This is a genomic window from uncultured Intestinimonas sp. (assembly GCF_944387725.1).
In the GTDB taxonomy this organism is placed as follows: Bacteria; Bacillota; Clostridia; order Oscillospirales; family Oscillospiraceae; genus Intestinimonas.
Map to the genome: position 1 here is coordinate 19,817 of NZ_CALXGA010000013.1, position 17,876 is coordinate 37,692.

A 17,876-nucleotide genomic window follows, 5' to 3' on the forward strand; every position below is an offset into this window, starting at 1 on the left:
AGGTATGCCGCTATGACGGACCAATCTAAAATCAGAAACTTCTCCATCATCGCCCACATTGACCACGGCAAATCGACGCTGTCGGACCGGCTCATCGAGCTGTGCGGGGCGGTGTCCCAGCGGGAGATGGAGTCCCAGCTCCTGGATAACATGGACCTGGAGCGGGAGCGGGGCATCACCATCAAGGCCCGGGCGGTGAAGCTCAACTACCAGGCCCAGGACGGGAACGTCTACGAGCTCAACCTCATCGACACCCCCGGCCATGTGGACTTCAACTATGAGGTCTCCCGCTCCCTGGCGGCCTGCGAGGGAGCCATTTTGGTGGTGGACGCCGCCCAGGGCATCGAGGCCCAGACCCTGGCCAACACCTACCTGGCGGTGGAGCACGACCTGGAGATTCTGCCGGTCATCAACAAGATCGACCTCCCCGCCGCCGACCCCCAGCGGGTCAAGGAGGAGATCGAGAACGTCATCGGCATCCCCGCCCAGGACGCCCCGGAGATCTCCGCCAAGCAGGGCATCAACATCGAGGCGGTGCTGGAGGACATCGTGGCCAAGGTCCCCGCCCCCAAGGGGGACCCCGCTGCCCCCCTCCGGGCCCTGATCTTCGACAGCCAGTATGACCCCTACCGGGGGGTCATCGTCTACTTCCGGGTAATGGAGGGGACCCTCCGCACCGGAATGCCGGTGAAGATGATGGCCTCCGGAGCCAAATACGAGGTGCTGGAGTGCGGCCACCTGCTGCCCATCGGTATGGAGCCCTGCCCCGAGCTCATCGCCGGGGAGGTGGGCTACCTCACCGCCTCCATCAAGGACGTGAAGGACACCCGGGTGGGGGACACCGTCACCGGGGCGGAGCACCCGGCGGCCGAGCCCCTGCCCGGCTACCGTCCAGCCCGGCCCATGGTCTACTGCGGCATCTACACCGAGGATGGCTCCAAGTACCCCGACCTCCGGGACGCCCTGGAAAAGCTCCAGCTCAACGACGCCTCTCTGTCCTTTGAGCCGGAGTCCTCCGCCGCCCTGGGCTTCGGCTTCCGCTGCGGCTTTCTGGGAATGCTCCACATGGAGATCATCCAGGAGCGGCTGGAGCGGGAGTTTGACCTGGACCTCATCACCACCCTGCCCTCGGTGATCTACGAGATCACCAAGACCGACGGCACGGTGGTCCATGTGGACAACCCCCACAACTACCCCGACCCCGCCGTCATCGCCGAGGCCCGGGAGCCCTATGCCGCCGTCACCATCCTGACCCCGCCGGAGTTTGTGGGCAACATCATGCCCATGTGCCAGGAGCGCCGGGCCACCTTCCAGGATATGCAGTACCTGGACACCAGCCTGGTGGAGCTCCACTACTCCATGCCCCTCAACGAGATCATCTATGACTTCTTCGACACCCTAAAGGCCCGGACCAAGGGCTACGCCTCCCTGGACTACGAGCTGGACAAGTACGAGCCCAGCGACCTGGTGAAGGTGGACCTCCTCCTCAACGGGGAGCAGGTGGACGCCCTGAGCTTCATCGCCCACCGGGACAAGGCCTACGCCCGGGCCAGGCGGCTGTGCGAAAAGCTCAAGGAGAACATCCCCCGGCAGCTCTTCGAGGTGCCGGTCCAGGCGGCCATTGGCGGCAAGATCATCGCCCGGGAGACGGTGAAGGCCATGCGGAAGGATGTGCTGGCCAAGTGCTACGGCGGCGACATCACCCGGAAGAAAAAGCTGCTGGAGAAGCAAAAAGAGGGCAAAAAGAAGATGCGGAGTTTGGGGTCCGTACAGCTTCCGACAGAGGCATTTATGGCAGTTTTGAAGCTGGACGAGGAATAAAGCATCTTCTTTTTGCCCTCTGGGGCCCCGCAGCGCGGGGCGCGCCGTCAGGCGCGTACAAGGGTTTTGGGCCTCTGGGCCAAAACCCTTGGCGCAGGCGGAATTCATTTCCGCCGAGCATGTCCAATCCAATGGGGTCCCCACAAAAGGCAGCGCCTTTTGTGGGGCGGCAAAAAGAAGATGCGGAGTTTGGGGTCCGTACAGCTTCCGACAGAGGCATTTATGGCAGTTTTGAAGCTGGACGAGGAATAAAGCATCTTCCTTTTCCGCCCTCTTCGGCACCCCCCTCACCGCCGCCGTCTTTGCCCTGGAGGTGGTCCAGGCGGGGGTCATGCAGTACGCCGTCCTGGTCCCCGGCCTTCCACCCTGGCCCTCCTCCAGATGGTGGTGCTGGGCGGGCTGTGCGCCGCCCTGTCTGTCCTCTTCTGCAAGGTGGTCCACGGCGCCGGGCATCTCTACACCAAATACCTCCCAGCCCCCCGGCTCCGGGCCGTGGCAGGCGCTTTCTCCTGCCCGGCCCCTCCCCCTCCTTCGGCGGGGTGGTGGGTCTGGCCGCCGTCTTCTGCGGCGTACCAACTGCCTCCTCTCCACCATCCTGCTGGCCGCAGAGCTCTTCGGCGGGGAAGGCCTGCCCCTCTTCGCCCTGGCGGCGGCGGTATCCTACCGCCTGTCCGGCTACACCGGGCTGTATAGTGAGCAAGAGATCGTATATGCTAAGCATATCCCCCGCGAAATTGACAAAAAGGCGGAATAGATATGCGGCAAATCATCTACCACGGCGGACCCATCCTGACCATGGAGCCCGGCCCCGCCCCGGAGGCCCTGCTGACCTCCGGGGGCGCCATCGCGGCCCTGGGGAGTCTGGAGGCCCTTCAAGCCAGGGCCCCGGGGGCGGAGGCGCGGGATCTGGAGGGCCGTGCCCTGCTGCCGGCCTTCCTGGACCCCCACTCCCACCTCACCGCCCTGGCCTCCACTCTGGAGCTGTGTCCCCTGGGGGCGGCGGACTCCTTTGCCGGGCTGCTGGAGGCTTTGAAGGGCTTCGCCCAAAGCCGCCCCTCTGGCTGGCTCATGGGCTTCGGCTATGACCCCTGCGTCCTGGCCGAGGGGACCCACCCCACCCGGCAGGTGCTGGACCGGGCCTTCCCGGACCGCCCCGTCCTCCTGACCCACGTATCGGGTCACATGGGGGTGCTCAACTCCGCCGCCCTGGCCCGCTGCGGCGTCACGGCGGAGACCCCCGACCCGGCGGGGGGCAGGATCGGCCGGGAGGCCGACGGGCGGACCCCCAGCGGCTATCTGGAGGAGAACGCCTTTCGGGCGGCCTGCGCCCGGGCGCCCGCCCCAGACTCCGACCCGGTGGAGCTCCTGCGCCAGGCCCAGGCGGTCTACCTCTCCCAGGGCGTCACCCTGATTCAGGACGGCCTCACCGGGGCGCGGGAGTACCGGATGCTCGCCGCCGCCGCAGAGGCCGGGGCCCTCGCCGTCCCCGTGGTGGGCTATGTGGACCTGGAGCACCCGGGGGACCTGCCCGCCTCCCCCCACTGGCAGAAGGAGCGGGGCCAGCTCCGGCTGGGGGGCTACAAGATCTTCCTGGACGGCTCCCCCCAGGGGCGCACCGCCTGGCTGCTGGAGCCCTATCTGGGCGGGGACGGCCGGGACCTGGGCTGTCCCATCCACGACGACGCCACCGTCACCGGCTTTGTCCTCCGGGCCCTGGAGGAGGGGGTCCAGCTCCTGGCCCACTGCAACGGGGACGCGGCGGCGGAGCAGTTCATCCGCTGCTGCCGGGCCGCCCAGGACCGGGCGGGAAAACCGCTGCGGACCATCCGCCCGGTGATGATCCACGCCCAGCTGGTCCGGCGGGAGCAACTGGCGGAGATGGCGGAGCTGGGCATCCTCCCCTCCTTCTTCGCCGCCCACGTCTGGTACTGGGGGGACGTCCATGTGGAGAACCTGGGCCGGGCCCGGGCCAACCGCCTCTCCCCCCTGGCCTGGGCGGCGGAGCTGGACCTCCCCTATACCCTCCACCAGGATTCCCCTGTGATCCCGCCCAACATGATCGAAAGCCTGTGGTGCGCCGCCAACCGGGTGACCCGGGGTGGGGCTCTCCTGGGCCCGGACCAGCGCCTTTCCGCCTACGGGGCCCTGAAGGCCGTCACGGTCCACGCCGCCCGCCAGTACGGCCAGGAGGACCGGCGGGGCTCCCTGGCCCCCGGCAAAGCTGCCGACCTGGTGCTCCTGGACCGGGACCCCACCGCCGTGCCCCCCGAGGACCTCCGGTCCCTCCGGGTCCTGGAGAGCATTCAGGCCGGGGAGACGGTGTACCGGGCGTAGGCTGCCCTGGGCTGGCGGCGGGGGGCGAATTTTTTAAAAAAGATGTTCAAAGGCGGCCCCCTGTGGTAAAATAGCCTTTGAGGTGAAGGTTATTTGAACGTGATGCAATGGCTGAACGAAACGGAGGCGGGGGCGCTCCTCTCCACCGTGCTGATTTCCATGGTCCCCGTCCTGGAGCTCCGGGGCGGCATCCCCTGGGGGGTGGCCCACGGCCTGCCCCATCTGACCTCCTTTCTGGCCGCTGTGGTGGGCAACATGCTGCCCCTGCCCTTCATTGTGGTCTATATCCGCCGTATCTTCAAGTGGATGCGCCGCCACCTGCCCCAGCTGGACCGCCTGGTGGACCGCCTGGAGGCCAGGGCTCACCTCAAGGGACGCGCGGTGACCCGGTACAAATACCTGGGTCTGATGATCTTTGTGGCCATCCCTCTGCCCGGCACCGGCGGGTGGACTGGGGCCCTCATCGCCGCCTTTCTGGACATGCGCCTGTGCAAGGCCCTGCCCTCCATCTTCGGCGGGGTGCTCATCGCCGGGTTCCTCATCACCGGCCTGACCTACGGCTTTACCTCGATTTTTTGACCCTTCCCCACCTTCGCGCATAGAATGGCGCGGAGGTGGGTCATTTTGCTGTATGCTGTTTGGGAAGTTCTGCTGGCCCTGCTGGCCGCGTTCGGCCTCTTCGCGCTGGGCCGTCTGGCCTTCCGCCGCTTTTTGTACCCGGGCCCCGCCGCCCCGGCCTACGCCGTGGTCCTGGCCAAAGGGGACGGGGCCGCCCTGGAGCAGACCGTCAAGGGCCTGCTTTGGCGGCCGGCGGGGACAGGCCAGCGCTACACCGTGGTCATCGCCGACGCGGGGCTGGACCCCCAGGGCCGCGCCGTGGCCACCCTGCTGGCCAACGCCCAGCCCCGGGTGGTGCTCTGCCCCCTGGACGCCGTGGCGGAATACCTCATCTGACAAAGGAAAGGAAGTTGCCTGCCTTGGACGAGACAAAGGAGCTGACCCTTCTGGAGGGCACCGTGGACTCGGTCATCTTCCGCAGTGAGGAGGATGGCTATACCGTACTGCGCCTGACAGTGGGGGACCGGGAGCCGGTGACCGTGGTGGGCTGTATGCCCGGCGCCGCCCCGGGGGAGGGCCTGGCCGTCCACGGCGCCTGGGGCCGCCACGCCTCCTACGGGGAGCAGTTCCAGGCCCAGATCGTGGAGCGCCGGGTGCCCGTGGGGGTAAAGGCCATTCAGGAGTACCTGGCCTCCGGGGCCATCAAGGGGGTGGGGGCCTCCACCGCCCGGCGGCTGGTGGAGGAATTCGGGGAGGAGACCCTCACCGTCCTGGAGGAGCACCCGGAGTATCTGACCCGGATCAAGGGCATCACCCGGAAGCGGGCCCTCCAGATCGGGGAGGCCTACCGGCTCCAGATGGGGATGCGCCTGCTGCTGGACTTTTTGGGGGAGCACGGCCTGCCCCTCCAACTCGGGATGCCCCTCTACCGCCGGTACGGGGACCTGGCCTTGGACGTACTCCGGGACAACCCCTACCTGCTGGTGGATGAAGAGCTGGGGGTCCCCTTCTCCGCCGCCGACGCTCTGGCCCTCTCCCTGGGCGCCGACGGAGAGGACCCCCAGCGCCTGGAGGCGGGGCTCCTCTTCGAGCTCACCCACAACCTCAACAACGGCCACGCCTTTCTCCCGGTCCGAAAGCTGCTGTGGGCCGCCGGGCAGCTCCTGGGGGTGGAGGAGGCCGCCCTCTCCGACAGCCTGGACGCCCTGGAACACCAGGGCCGGGTGGTCCGGGAGGAGGTGGCCGGGGAGGACGCCTGCTATCTGGCCGCCATCCAGGAGGCGGAGGAATATGTGGCCTTCCGGCTGGAGGAGATGTGCGCCCGGGAGCTCCTGCCCCCGGAGCGGCTGGAGGCCCTCATCGACGGCATCCAGGCCCGGCAGGGCATTGTCTACGCCCCCCAGCAGCGCCAGGCGGTGGCTCTGGCGGCGGAGCGGCAGGTGATGCTCCTTACCGGCGGGCCGGGCACCGGCAAGACCACCTGCCTGCGGGGGGTGCTGGCCCTCTTCGACGCCCTGGGGCTGGACACCGCCCTGGCCGCCCCCACAGGCCGGGCCGCCAAGCGCCTGGGGGAGGCCTGCGGGGCCGAAGCCGCCACCATCCACCGCCTGCTGGAGACCCAGTTTGACCGCCAGACCGGCCAGCTGGTCTTCGCCCACGACGAGGACGAGCCCCTGGAGGCCGACGCCGTCATTGTGGACGAGGCCTCCATGGTGGATGTGCCCCTGATGCGGGCCCTCCTGTCCGCCCTCCGGGGGGACTGCCGGCTCATCCTGGTTGGGGACCCCGATCAGCTGCCCTCGGTAGGGCCGGGAAACCTCCTCTCCGACCTGCTGCGCTCCGGCCGGGTGCCCACGGTTCGCCTCACGGAGATCTTCCGGCAGGCCGCCCAGAGCGCCATCGTCCGCAACGCCCACAGCGTCAACCGGGGGGAGCTGCCCGACCTACATAACAACCAGTCGGATTTCTTCTTCCTGCGCCGGAAGGACCCGGTGCGGACGGCTGAGACCATCGTTGAGCTGGTCCAGACCCGGCTGCCCCAGAACATGGGCATCCCCGCCGGCCAGATTCAGGTGCTCTCCCCCACCCGGAAGCACCAGAGCGGCACCTTCGCCCTGAACCAGCGGCTCCAGGCCGCCCTGAACCCCCCGTCTCCGGACAAGGGGGAGCGCCGCTTCGGCCCCTACCTGTACCGGCTGGGGGACCGGGTGATGCAGGTGAAGAACAACTACGACGTCATGTGGCAGGACCGGGAGGGCTGCGGCGCCGGACTGGGGGTCTTCAACGGGGACATCGGCCGTGTTACCGCCATAGACCCCAGCGGCGAGCTGCTGACGGTGGACTTCGACGGCCGGCTGGTGGAGTACACCCCCGAAATGCTGGGGGAGCTGGAGCCGGCCTATGCCATGACGGTCCATAAGGCCCAGGGCAGCGAGTACCGGGCGGTGATCCTGGCCGTCAGCGACGGCTCCCCCGTGCTGCTGACCCGGGGGGTGCTCTACACTGCCATCACCCGGGCCCGGGAGCTCTTCATCCTGGTGGGGGACGAGGAGAAGGTGGTCCAAATGGTCCGCAGCGACCGCCAGCAGCGGCGGTATTCCGGGCTCCGGGCCCGGCTGGCCCGGGGGCAGGGATAGGGCCTTCCGAGACTTATGGCTGGGGGGCTTTGGCCAGCCGCCGGAGCCCGGCGGTCACCGGCGGGAGCAGCCGCAGGAAGAGCCGGTGGCGGCACAGCTCCACGGCGGTGCAGGCCAAAAAGATGCCCCCGGCGGCCAGGAGGGCGCCCCCGGCGCAGAGGAGGGGCGGGAGCTGGGCCAGGGCGGCGAAGCGGTCCCGCAGGACGAAGTTCCAGATCAGGGGATGGGTATGGATGAGATAGACCCCGAAGGCCAGCGGGGCCAGGAAATTTACGGTCCGGGCCGGGCGGCCCTCCGGTACCCTCAGCTTCCGAAACAGAGCCAGGAGGAACAGGGCCGAGAGGAGAATGGCGGGGGAGGTATAGCTCACCAGCAGGTCCGGCCGGAGGAAGCGGCCCATGGGGGTCAGGGGCCCCGGACCGGGGCGGAAAAGGAGCTTCATGCCCAGGGCTGCCAGGACACACAGGAAATAGCCCGCCAGGCAGGCCCTGGCGGAGGCCCTCCCCAGAAGGTCCAGCTTTCGGACGCAGGCTCCCAGCAGATAGAGGACGGTGAGCCACAGGAAGGTATAGCCCGCCCTGGTGAAAAAGAGGTCCTTGTCCAGGGCGGTGGGGACCAGGGAGAAGAGGGCCAGGAGCGCGGCCATCAGGGACTTGGTCTGGGCCCGATCCAGGTGGCTGAGGAGGATGTTCAAAAAGGGGAGAAAGAACATCAGGCAAAAATAGGCGGTAAAGTACCAGTACTGTCCCGTGAGGGCGGGAAAGCAGGCCTTGAGCACGTCCCGGAACCGGGCGGCGCCCGGCACAAAGAGCCGGAAGAGCAGGGTGATGCCGGCGGAGTAGAAGGCCGCCTGAGCCCAGGTGGCGAAGTGCTTTTCCCACTCAAAGCGCTGGCTCTGGGAGACATAGCCGCTGATAAGGCCGAAGCAGTCCACGGCGCAGTAGCAGGCCAGCTCCAGCAGCCAGCACAAAACGAAACTCCCGCCCCGGACCGGGGCAGCGTCCAGGGCGGTCAGAATGCCGCCCTGCCCCAGCACATGCAGGACCACCACCATGAACATGGACAGGCTCCGCAGCAGGTCCACGCCCAGATTTCGCTTCTGTATCACAAAAAGCCACCTCCAGGTTGTCAAGTGCTCCACCAAGTCAGAAACCTGCAGTTGTCTTCCGGCGGAATTTCCGCATCCCTTCGTGATCGTCCTTGGTGGGCGTCAGCCCACCGGCGTCCTCTGACTTGTTCTGCAAAAATTCCGCTCGAAATCCAATCTGCAATTTCTAACTTGGCAGAGTATTAGGGCTTGTTTGAAACATGTCAACATGCCCAACCGGCGGGTCTTTTGCCCCCTGGACGGCGCAATTTTTCCTTGAAATCCGCCAGGATTCCTGCGTCAAACTCCCTCGCTGCTGGACACATCGCCAATTTTCAAACAAGCCCTAGGCAATCGCATCCACACGGCATAGGGCGGGCGCCGTGCGGCTGTGTCATTATACTATGCGTGGGGCATCAACGCAAGAAAAAGGCCGCGTTCCTCTGTTTACATCGGAGCGGTGGGGGTGGTATAATGTCCTTGCTTCCCCAACGAAAGAGAGAGGTGGAGGGATCATGAAGACCCTGGTCATCGAAAAGGACGCCATCTGCCGCAACATTGCGGCGGTGAAGGAGCGGGCGGGATCCGCCGCCATCTACGCCGTGCTCACCGGGGACGGCTACGGGGCCGGGCTGGTGGAGCTGGCCCGGCTCCTGCGGGAGGAGGGCATCGGCCGCTTTGCCGTGTCCGAGCCCGCCGACGCCGCCGCCCTGCGGAAGGCGGGGCTTGTGGACGAGGAGATTTTGATGCTCCGCTCCACCACCGAGCGGGAGGAGCTGGAGGCGCTCATCGACCTGAACGTGGTGTGCACCATCGGCTCCCACGACACCGGGGTGGCCCTCAACGGCCTGGCCGAGGCCCGCTCCACCGTGGTGGAGGCCCACATCGAAATCGACACCGGCCTGGGCTTTGGGGGCTTTCTGGCCGGTGAGCCGGACAAGGTCCTGTCCATGTACCGCTACCTGCCCAACGTGGCCCTCTCGGGCATCTATACCCAGCTCTCCTCCGGCGGACGGGGGGAGCAGGCGGCGGAACAGCTCAAGGCCTTCCGCCAGGTGGTGGAGGCCGTCCACGCCGCCGGCTTTGAGACGGGCACCGTCCATGCCGCCGGCTCCAGCGCCCTGATGGCTTCCGACGAGGTCCGGCTGGACGCGGTGCGGGTGGGCTCGGCCTTCCTGGGCCGCTGCCGCCGGCGGCGGGGGGACGGCCTGACCACCGTGGGCCATGGCGAGGCCGGCCTGGAGGAGATCCGCTGGCTCCCCAAGGGCCACACCCTGGGGGGCGGAAGGCCGGTGAAGCTGCGAAAGCCCACCCGGGTGGCGGTGCTGCCGGTGGGGTATCAGAACGGCTTCGGTGTGGGGCGGCCCCCGGAGGGGGGGCTGTGGACCCAGCTCCGGGCCTGGCTGGGACAGCGGCGGCGCTTTGTCACCGTGGGGGAGAAGCGGGCCCGGGTCATCGGCCAGCCCGGGGCCCTGGAGGTCCTGGTGGACGTCACCAACCTCAAGTGTGCCTCCGGGGACAAGGCCGTCTTTCCCCTAGACCCCCTGTATGCCCGGGGGCTCAAGCGGGAATTCCGGTGAGAAAAAAGGGGGTTCTGCCATGCGGGCAGTTGTGACAAGAGTGACCTCCGCCTCAGTGACCATCGCCGGGGAGGTAACGGGCCGGATCGGCCAGGGGTTCCTGGTGCTGCTGGGGGTCGGCCCCCGGGACACCCGGGACCAGGCCGTGAAGCTGGCCGACAAGATTTTGGGCCTGCGGGTCTTTGAGGACGAGAACCAAAAGATGAACCGCAGCCTCTCCGCCGTGGGCGGCGAGCTGCTGGTGGTGAGCCAGTTCACCCTCTACGCCGACACCAGGAGCCGCCGCCCCGGCTTCACCGGGGCCGCCAAGCCCGAGCTGGCCGAGCCCCTCTATGAGTTCTTTTTAGAGGAGTGCGCCCGGCGGGGCTTCCCGCCCCAGCATGGCCGCTTTGGGGCGGACATGGCGGTGGCCTCCGTCAACGACGGGCCGGTGACCATTCTGTTTGACACCGACGCCCGATGACCAACAACGAAGAAAGAGGTGCTTTCACCATGACCGTAAAGACCATGCCCTTGGGGCCCATCGGCACCAACTGCTACCTGCTGGAGGACGAGGGGACCCAAACCGCCGCTGTCATCGACCCCGGCGGCGAGGCCGGGCGCGTCCTGGAGGTGCTCCGGGAGGACGGGATGACCCTCTCGGCTATCCTCCTCACCCACGGCCACTACGACCACACCGGCGGGGTGGGGGGCCTGGAGGCGGCCTGTCCCGGCACCCCCATCTATATTCACAGGGCCGACGTGGAGGGGGTGAATCCCTCCCTGTTCCCCACGCTGCCCCAGGCCCAGGTCCACTTCTACGATGAGGGGGACCGGGTGCAGGCGGGGGGGATCTCCCTGGAGGTCCTCCACACCCCCGGCCACTCCAAGGGCTCGGTGGTGCTGAAGGGCGGCGGGATTCTCTTCACCGGGGACACCCTGTTCCAGGGCTCCTGCGGCCGCACCGACCTGCCCGGCGGGAGCTACGCCGAGATCATGGCCTCCCTGGCCCGGCTCTCCGCCCTGCCCGGGGACTACCGGGTCTGCCCCGGCCATGAGGGGCTCTCCACCCTGGAGGCCGAGCGGCGGCAGAACTACTACATGCGGGAGGCTGTCCGGGGCTGAGGGCCCCGAAAAGGAGGGCGCCATGTACCACTACTACTTTGACCAGTCCCAGGAGGAGGCCGCCGCCCCGCCGGCAGTGCCGTCGCCGCCGGAGCCCTTCCCGCCCGCCGGGCCCCCGTCCCGGCGGAGGAAGCGCCGCTGGAGCCCCCGGCCGGAGTGCGGAGCCGCCGCAGTACTGTTGCTGATCTGTCTGGTGCTGGGCGGGACTGCGGTGCTGCTCCTCTTCTGGGCCCAGCCGGTGGAGGTCAGCGTCTGGACCGCCCCGCCGGGGCTTACCCTCCCCGCCGCCTCCGCCCCGGTCTCCGAGGCCCCGGCGCTGGAGCGCTACCCCAACGGGGACGGTACCGTCCTCACCCTGGCGGCCAAGCCGGAGGGGACGCCCCTCTCCTTCCAGGAGATTTACCGCCGGGTCAACCCCTCCATCGTCTCCATCCGGGCCGGCCTCTCCTACGGCGAGGCCCAGGGGACCGGGGTGATCATGACGGATACCGGATACATCATTACCAACGCCCACGTCATCGAGGGGGCCGGCCAGGTGGAGGTCTCCCTGGCCGACGGCCGGGTCCTCCCCGCCCAGCTGGTGGGCAGCGACAACCCCACCGACCTGGCTGTGCTGAAGGTGGAGGGTGACGGTCTCACCCCCGCCGTCTTCGGGGACTCCGAAGCCATGGAGGTGGGGGACGTGGTGGTGGCCATCGGCAACCCCATGGGGGAGCAGCTGCGTGGCACCATGACCGATGGCATCCTCTCGGCCATCAACCGGGACATGGTGGTGGACGGGGAGAGCATGTCCCTCCTCCAGACCACCGCCGCCCTGAACACCGGCAACTCCGGCGGGGCCCTCATCAACGACCAGGGGCAGGTCATCGGCATCACCAACATGAAGCTGGTCTCCACGGTCTATGACAACACCCTGGAGGGCCTGGGCTTCGCCATCCCCACCGCCACGGTGAAGCCGGTGGTGGACGCCCTGATTCAAAGCGGTCACGTCACCGGACGCCCCACCCTGGGGGTCACCGTCCGGGCCCTCTACGACTGGGAGAAGGAGGACCGGGGGGTGGACGGCGGCGTCCTGGTGGTGTCGGTGTCCCAGGGCTCCGACGCCCAGGGGAAGCTCCAGGCCGACGACATCCTCCTCACCGCCAACGGCACGGACCTCAACACCTCCGGCGATCTCCTGGACCTCCGGGACGGCCTGGCGGTGGGGGAGGCCATCCGCTTCCGGGTGGACCGGGCCGGGGAGCGGCTGGAGGTCTCAGTGGCCCTGGTGGAGCGGTACGACGTGTACGGCTGAGCCAGGCCCATATACCAACGAACCCCTGTTATGTGAAGCTTCACATAACAGGGGTTCCCGGATGGCTGGACGGACCTCCCCAGTGCCTCCGACTCCGCCCGTTACAAAGCCCTGGGCAACTCTGCGGCCATTCCCTGTGCGGACCTTCTCCTGCAGGGCATCGCCCTGGTCCTAGGGCTTGTTTGAAAATTGGCGATGTGTCCAGCAGCGAGGGATTTTGGGCGGCTGGCAAGCAATTTTTTCGCAGGAATCCTGGCGGATTTCAAGGAAAAATTGCGCCGTCCAGGGGGCAAAAGCCCCGCCGGTTGGGCATGTTGACATTTTTCAAACAAGCCCTAGCGGCGGGGGAGGTTTGATTGCTTTCGCCAGTTTTCCGGCGGATTCTTTGTTGAATGTTGTGAATGGCTTTGTGCCCGGCCTTTTGGTATGCTTGCCTTGCGAATTCAGGGGGTGAATATAATGGGTCAGACAAAAAACCTGTGCGCTCCTGTGCCCCTCTCCCTCCATGCCAGAGTGCTGGAGGAGAAGGAGCGGACCGGGGAGACCCTGGGGTAGTATATCACAGCGGTGCTCACCGGCTACTATGAAACGAAAAGAAAGGGATCAAGCATGGAATTTACCAGAACGATGGCGTTTTAAGTTCCCGAGGCGCTCTTCCAGCGGCTCAGCCAGAAGGAGCTCGTCCTGGGCCTGGTGGAAAGGGCCCTGGACGAGGCCGAGGCCGCGCTGGCGGCCGAATCGGATCAGGAGGCCCAGGAGGCCGGGGACCAGGTGGAGGTCCCTGCTGAGGGGCCGAAGGACCAGGGAGGCCCGGAAGAAGAGGGTGCGGATGAGACAGCGGAGTAAAAAACAGCCGGCCGGGCCATGGGGTGCTTCCCACGGCCCGGCCGCCGTCATTTTCTTTGCCCAAGGCAGCCGCACCCTCATACATTCGCTGGCACACCGGCGCACAAAAGCGTTTTCAGAACAGCTCCATTCCAGCAAGACCTCCATCTTGAATTGCGGAAATGTCTGGATCAACGGCCGCATGGCAAATTCTCCTGTGCAGCGTTTGGTCAGTTCCTAAATAAAGTCCACGGACTGCTCCAGACACTCCGGCTCCTCAGCGCAGTGCGCCTCTACATATTTGCCTACAAGGACCTCTTGGACCCCCAGGCAGACCTCCTGGAGCTCATGCTGGGCCGGCTGTACGCCAAGTGGAGCATCTCTGACCAGACTGACTTCTCTGCCCTGGCCCCGGAGGACTACCCCATCCTCTCTCAGACTTTTATGCCCTTCTGGAGGAGGAGTACGCCGCCTGCCGGGAGCGGAGCGCCAGGACCTCTATCCCCCGGAACTCCTCCGGGACCTCCTCCTGGGTCTCCACTCTCTCTGCCGAGGGGCGGACAGCCGCTTCTTCAATGGCCCAACCAACGTCCCGTCGTCGCAAGCTGCGCTGCACTCGTTTCCGGCTGAAGCCGAAAAACTCGTGCACTCCGCTGCTCCTCCTCTCCCCGCAAGTCTGTCGGACTTGCGGGGGCCCCAATCCCGCTTCCTGGTCTTCGGCGTCAAGGACGCCCTCCACGCCGACCGCCGCCTGCGGAACCTGCTCCCCCTCAACATCCTCGGCTACTTCAGGCACCGCCTCCTCACCGCCGGGCATACCGCAGCCGTCCTGGACGAGCGCTACCATAACGCGATACGATCCTCTTTCCGCTGATACACACTTTCAAATCAGGAAATATTGGTCCGCGATGTCCACATATCTGTGTTATAAAAATTCGATGTTGCTGCCATTCGCCAAACCCCTGCAGCCGTTACAACCCCTCCGCCAGCAGAAAATCCGCCAGATGCACGATGCGGATGCCGTTCTCGTTGCCCACATCCAGGCTGTTGGTGGTGACCACATACTTGGGATAGTGGTCCGGGATCTCCATAAGGTTGCCCACCTCCCGGTCCGAGTCCTCCGGCAGCTGGACGCAGACCTGGACATAGATCTTCTCGTCCCGGCGGGTGCCGATGAAGTCGATCTCCTTGTCGGCGCTCTTCCCGATGTAGACCTCGTAACCCCGACGCTTTAACTCCAAGAACACGATGTTCTCCAGAGCCCCGTCCAGCATCTTCCGGTCGTAGCCCAAAAGGCAGTATTTCAGCGTGACATCCGCCAGATAGTACTTCTCCTGAGTGGCCAGGACTGCTTTCCCCTTGATGTCGTAGCGGTGACAGGGGTAGATGATGAAAGCCTGCTCCATCCAGCGCAGGTAGTTGTAGATGGACTCCACAGAGACGGTGCGATGTTCGCTGTGCAGGAACTTGGTGATGGAACTGGCTGAGAAGGTCTTACCCATGTTCTCCATCAGGTACTTCACCACCCGGTCAAACAGGTCCTGCTTGTTGATCCGGTGCCGCTTGACGATGTCCCGGGAGATGGCCGTGTGGTAGATGCCGTTGACGATCTGGTAGGCGCTCTGGGCGTCATAGCTGCCCAAGGCGATGATGGGGAAGCCGCCGAACCGGATGTACTCCTCCAGCAGCTCCTTGGCCGGCCGGGGATCTCCCGCCTTGAAGTCCAGAAACTCCCGGAAGGACAGTGGGTAGATGGGGATGGACACATACCGGCCGGTGAGGTAGGTAGAGATCTCGCTGGACATCAGCTTGGAGTTGGATCCGGTGACATAGATGTCCACATCCTCCCCCTCCAGCAGGCTGTTGACCGCCTTCTCCCGGCCCTTCACCTCCTGGATCTCATCCAGCAGCAGATAGCAGCGGCCCTTCCCCTGGATCTGCGCTTTCAGCTCATCGTACATATCCTTGGCAGAGATGTCCGCCGGAATGTCTATCTCCGTATAGCGTTTTTGGATGATATGGTCCTCCGGTATCCCCCGCTGGCGAAGCTCGTTCGCCAGCATCTCAAAGCTGGTGGACTTCCCGCAGCGGCGCACGCCGGCCAAGTGGTATAAGATGATCCGTGGGATGCTGGGGCGGGTGTCCCAGCTTCACAATCGCCTTTCGGACCGTTTCATCACTGGCGCGGAGTTGGAGGGTATCTGTGACTTCATGAATCGTGATATCGGGATGCTGTTGGATAAGACGGTCTATACAGCAAATATCATCTGCGGGAAGAGGGCGTTTACGACCGCGCAGAGAGAGACGCGTTTCCACAGAACCCGCTGCATTCCACTGTTCCTGCAATCGATAGATGGTGCTTGTATTTACAGAAAAGCACTTTGCGATTTCCTTGACTGGGATTTGACGTTTAAGGGCTTGGACAATCAGATGCCTGGCTTCGTTGTGTAACATAAATATCGCCTCTGCCGTTATCATAATACCGTTGTCAAGTATGTGCAGTATTTATTTGAGTTGCTATAATTGCTGTTGACGGGCTATCGAAAATTCAATAACGATGCCAGATGGCTCAATGATTTGGTATCTTTGTATTCCTGTCTTCATAGCATGAGAAAGAGGTGATGCAATTTGGAAAGCACGCAGAGAGCGGTAGTCAGCGTTTTGCTGGAGTGCATTTTTTCTCACGGCCTTATATCACAATCTACCTATTCCAAGGCGGAAGATTTGGTACATTCCGTTATAGACTTTCCGGAACTGTTGCGGTATCCTGTGTGCTTGAAAAAGGAGGCGAGTGCGCATGAATATTCTCAGGATCCGCAATGAGATGCGAAACGGAACGTCCATTTTTGACATTCCACTGCGAGTGACCTTTTACGCCAGGGTATCCACGGACAAAGACGAGCAGCTCAACAGCCTGGAAAATCAGGTGCAGTATTACACCGAGCTGATCCAATCCAAACCAAACTGGATCTATATTCCAGGCTATATCGATGAGGGAATCAGCGGGACAAGCACAAAAAAGCGGGATAGTTTCCTACGGATGATAGCCGACGCCAAAGCAGGACGGTTCGACTTCATCATTACGAAGGAAATATCCCGCTTTTCTCGTTCCACCCTGGACAGCATTCAATACACTCAAGAATTGCTGGAACACGATGTGGGGGTGCTGTTTCAGAACGACAACATCAACACCCTGGACAACGACAGTGAGTTCCGCCTGGTGGTCATGGCCGGTGTAGCCCAGGACGAGGTACGAAAGCTCTCAGAGCGGTTAAAGTTTGGCTTTCGTCAGGCCATTAAAAACGGCCATGTACTGGGCAATGACAAGCTGTGGGGCTATGACAAAAAAGACTGCGTCCTTACCATCAATGAGGCGGAAGCCAAGGTGGTGCGCCGTATTTTCCATCTCTATGCCAATGAGCAGATGGGGATCCGGCGCATTTCCCAGCGGCTCTATGACGAGGGCTTTACCAGCCGGAAGGGCAACGCCTTCAATGTGCTGACCATCCGGCACATCTTGGAGAATCCCAAATACAAAGGATGGTACTGTGCCAACAAAAGCCAGACAGTGGACTATCGCAGCAAGCGGAAGATCTTTCTGGATGAGAGCGAATGGGTGATGTATCCGGACCCATCTATCCCGGCCATCGTATCGGAAGAGCTGTGGGATCGGGCCAATGCCCTCTACAAGCGGCGCAGCGCCCAGATGATGTCCCACCAGAGCGCCGCCGAATTTCACAACCGATACTCATACAGCGGCAAAATTATTTGTGAAGAGCATGGCACCAGCTTTCACCGGCAGGTACTGAAAAGTTCCAAAGGAGAGAAAGAGGTCTGGCAGTGCCGGGTGTATCGGAATCGGGGGCGGGCTGCCTGCTCCGCACCACAAATGCAAACTGCTGAACTGGATCAGATCATGGCGCAGATCTTCGATCAAATGGCGCAGGATAAGTCGGCCATTGTAGATGCTGTGATGAAGGTTATTCAGGCCGTTCCCAATGAGCACAACTACCATCAGGACGTCAGGCGTGTGGAGGCGGAAATCGACTCCATCCACATAAAGAAAGATCGACTACTGGAGATGAGCATCGAAGGCGCCCTCTCCACATCGGAATTCAAACAGCGCAACGACGCCTTTAATCAGCAGATTCACGGACTGGAGGGACAGCTGGAAATTTTAAAGGCAGAGGAAGAAAAAAGCCAGATCTCTGTGGAGCAGTTGGAGAAGATCAAGGCCGTGCTGGAGGATGAGCTCTCCTTTCAAAATGGGATCAATTCCACTCTGGTCACCACGATCCTGGACCACATTGTGGTAAAGAAAGACAGCACCAGGGAGGAAGTCCATTTAGACTTCTATTTGAAACTCGGCGATCCCTATGGGGTCGTTTTTGACCGGGGAAATTCCTCCTTCTGCTTTACCCGTCCAAAAAATACTACACCCAAACCGGCGGACAGGATGACCTGATCTCCATCGGCACCATTGGGCTTATCAAGGGCATCTCTACCTTCAAGCCGGACAAAAAGGTCCGCCTGGCCACCTATGCATCCCGGTGTATAGAAAATGCTATCCTATCATAGCGGCTCTTTGGAGCACAGAGGTAGAAGGTTATGCCTTTTCTGATGAAGTGTGGCGCCCT

At 63.9% G+C, this 17,876-nt stretch carries 16 protein-coding genes and 1 pseudogene; 13 read left to right on the plus strand and 4 right to left on the minus strand.

Annotated features, from left to right (window positions below; all coding sequences use genetic code 11):
• Window positions 1-12: 12 nt before the first annotated feature.
• The 6 genes from lepA to Q0K09_RS03515 all read left to right on the plus strand — a co-directional run bounded on the left by lepA (window position 13) and on the right by Q0K09_RS03515 (window position 7,349).
• Complete coding sequence (gene lepA, locus Q0K09_RS03490) at window positions 13-1,821, plus strand: translation elongation factor 4 (protein ID WP_294472962.1); 1,809 nt, start codon at window positions 13-15, stop codon at window positions 1,819-1,821.
• Between the two features lie 331 nt (window positions 1,822-2,152).
• Window positions 2,153-2,575 carry a hypothetical protein gene (locus tag Q0K09_RS03495; protein WP_294472964.1) on the plus strand — a complete coding sequence of 141 codons (423 nt, stop codon included), beginning with the start codon at window positions 2,153-2,155 and terminating at the stop codon, window positions 2,573-2,575.
• Window positions 2,576-2,577: 2 nt separating this feature from the next.
• Window positions 2,578-4,155, plus strand: a complete 1,578-nt coding sequence (locus Q0K09_RS03500) for an amidohydrolase (protein WP_294472967.1) — start codon at window positions 2,578-2,580, stop codon at window positions 4,153-4,155.
• Between the two features lie 102 nt (window positions 4,156-4,257).
• The gene (locus Q0K09_RS03505; protein ID WP_294472999.1) at window positions 4,258-4,734 is read left to right on the plus strand and encodes a small multi-drug export protein; all 477 of its coding nucleotides are present in this window, start codon (window positions 4,258-4,260) and stop codon (window positions 4,732-4,734) included.
• Window positions 4,735-4,779: 45 nt separating this feature from the next.
• Window positions 4,780-5,109 carry a hypothetical protein gene (locus tag Q0K09_RS03510; protein WP_294472971.1) on the plus strand — a complete coding sequence of 110 codons (330 nt, stop codon included), beginning with the start codon at window positions 4,780-4,782 and terminating at the stop codon, window positions 5,107-5,109.
• A 23-nt stretch (window positions 5,110-5,132) separates the two neighbouring features.
• Window positions 5,133-7,349 carry an ATP-dependent RecD-like DNA helicase gene (locus Q0K09_RS03515; protein ID WP_294472974.1) on the plus strand — a complete coding sequence of 739 codons (2,217 nt, stop codon included), beginning with the start codon at window positions 5,133-5,135 and terminating at the stop codon, window positions 7,347-7,349.
• Window positions 7,350-7,362: 13 nt separating this feature from the next.
• Here the strand turns inward: Q0K09_RS03515 and Q0K09_RS03520 are convergent, their stop codons facing one another.
• Window positions 7,363-8,457 (minus strand): acyltransferase, encoded by a 1,095-nt coding sequence (locus Q0K09_RS03520; RefSeq protein ID WP_294472977.1) that lies wholly within the window; start codon window positions 8,455-8,457, stop codon window positions 7,363-7,365.
• Window positions 8,458-8,951: 494 nt separating this feature from the next.
• Between Q0K09_RS03520 and Q0K09_RS03525 the strand changes: the two genes are divergently transcribed.
• From Q0K09_RS03525 to Q0K09_RS03545, 5 genes are all read left to right on the plus strand, one after another.
• Window positions 8,952-10,016 (plus strand): alanine racemase, encoded by a 1,065-nt coding sequence (locus Q0K09_RS03525; RefSeq protein ID WP_294472979.1) that lies wholly within the window; start codon window positions 8,952-8,954, stop codon window positions 10,014-10,016.
• Window positions 10,017-10,035: 19 nt separating this feature from the next.
• Complete coding sequence (dtd, locus tag Q0K09_RS03530) at window positions 10,036-10,479, plus strand: D-aminoacyl-tRNA deacylase (RefSeq protein WP_294472981.1); 444 nt, start codon at window positions 10,036-10,038, stop codon at window positions 10,477-10,479.
• 29 nt (window positions 10,480-10,508) lie between these two features.
• Complete coding sequence (locus Q0K09_RS03535; protein WP_294472982.1) at window positions 10,509-11,120, plus strand: MBL fold metallo-hydrolase; 612 nt, start codon at window positions 10,509-10,511, stop codon at window positions 11,118-11,120.
• A gap of 22 nt (window positions 11,121-11,142) precedes the next feature.
• Window positions 11,143-12,414, plus strand: coding sequence for a trypsin-like peptidase domain-containing protein (locus Q0K09_RS03540; protein ID WP_294472984.1), 1,272 nt, complete (start codon window positions 11,143-11,145; stop codon window positions 12,412-12,414).
• 693 nt (window positions 12,415-13,107) lie between these two features.
• Window positions 13,108-13,260 (plus strand): hypothetical protein, encoded by a 153-nt coding sequence (locus Q0K09_RS03545; protein ID WP_294472987.1) that lies wholly within the window; start codon window positions 13,108-13,110, stop codon window positions 13,258-13,260.
• Window positions 13,261-13,681: 421 nt separating this feature from the next.
• Here Q0K09_RS03545 and Q0K09_RS03550 read toward each other — a convergent pair whose 3' ends face one another.
• The 3 genes from Q0K09_RS03550 to Q0K09_RS03560 form a co-directional block, all read right to left on the minus strand.
• Window positions 13,682-14,086, minus strand: a complete 405-nt coding sequence (locus Q0K09_RS03550; RefSeq protein ID WP_294472990.1) for a hypothetical protein — start codon at window positions 14,084-14,086, stop codon at window positions 13,682-13,684.
• Between the two features lie 124 nt (window positions 14,087-14,210).
• Window positions 14,211-15,302: an ATP-binding protein gene (locus tag Q0K09_RS03555; RefSeq protein WP_365931346.1), complete on the minus strand. Its 1,092-nt coding sequence runs from the start codon at window positions 15,300-15,302 to the stop codon at window positions 14,211-14,213.
• Between the two features lies 1 nt (window position 15,303).
• Window positions 15,304-15,693 carry a helix-turn-helix domain-containing protein gene (locus Q0K09_RS03560; RefSeq protein WP_294472994.1) on the minus strand — a complete coding sequence of 130 codons (390 nt, stop codon included), beginning with the start codon at window positions 15,691-15,693 and terminating at the stop codon, window positions 15,304-15,306.
• A gap of 343 nt (window positions 15,694-16,036) precedes the next feature.
• Here Q0K09_RS03560 and Q0K09_RS03565 point away from each other — a divergent pair, with 343 nt between their 5' ends.
• Window positions 16,037-17,704 carry a recombinase family protein gene (locus Q0K09_RS03565; RefSeq protein WP_294472996.1) on the plus strand — a complete coding sequence of 556 codons (1,668 nt, stop codon included), beginning with the start codon at window positions 16,037-16,039 and terminating at the stop codon, window positions 17,702-17,704.
• A pseudogene (locus Q0K09_RS03570) lies at window positions 17,647-17,811 on the plus strand (sigma factor); the annotation flags it as partial. The gene Q0K09_RS03565 and the pseudogene Q0K09_RS03570, both read left to right, overlap by 58 nt.
• Window positions 17,812-17,876: the final 65 nt, after the last annotated feature.

Coding starts and splice junctions, on each gene's coding strand:
- lepA (WP_294472962.1), top strand. CDS start 13: ATGACGGACCAATCTAAAATCAGAAACTTCTCCATCATCGCCCACATT.
- Q0K09_RS03495 (WP_294472964.1), top strand. CDS start 2,153: ATGCAGTACGCCGTCCTGGTCCCCGGCCTTCCACCCTGGCCCTCCTCC.
- Q0K09_RS03500 (WP_294472967.1), top strand. CDS start 2,578: ATGCGGCAAATCATCTACCACGGCGGACCCATCCTGACCATGGAGCCC.
- Q0K09_RS03505 (WP_294472999.1), top strand. CDS start 4,258: ATGCAATGGCTGAACGAAACGGAGGCGGGGGCGCTCCTCTCCACCGTG.
- Q0K09_RS03525 (WP_294472979.1), top strand. CDS start 8,952: ATGAAGACCCTGGTCATCGAAAAGGACGCCATCTGCCGCAACATTGCG.
- dtd (WP_294472981.1), top strand. CDS start 10,036: ATGCGGGCAGTTGTGACAAGAGTGACCTCCGCCTCAGTGACCATCGCC.
- Q0K09_RS03535 (WP_294472982.1), top strand. CDS start 10,509: ATGACCGTAAAGACCATGCCCTTGGGGCCCATCGGCACCAACTGCTAC.
- Q0K09_RS03540 (WP_294472984.1), top strand. CDS start 11,143: ATGTACCACTACTACTTTGACCAGTCCCAGGAGGAGGCCGCCGCCCCG.
- Q0K09_RS03550 (WP_294472990.1), bottom strand. CDS start 14,086: ATGGTAGCGCTCGTCCAGGACGGCTGCGGTATGCCCGGCGGTGAGGAG.
- Q0K09_RS03555 (WP_365931346.1), bottom strand. CDS start 15,302: ATGCTGGCGAACGAGCTTCGCCAGCGGGGGATACCGGAGGACCATATC.
- Q0K09_RS03560 (WP_294472994.1), bottom strand. CDS start 15,693: ATGTTACACAACGAAGCCAGGCATCTGATTGTCCAAGCCCTTAAACGT.
- Q0K09_RS03565 (WP_294472996.1), top strand. CDS start 16,037: ATGAATATTCTCAGGATCCGCAATGAGATGCGAAACGGAACGTCCATT.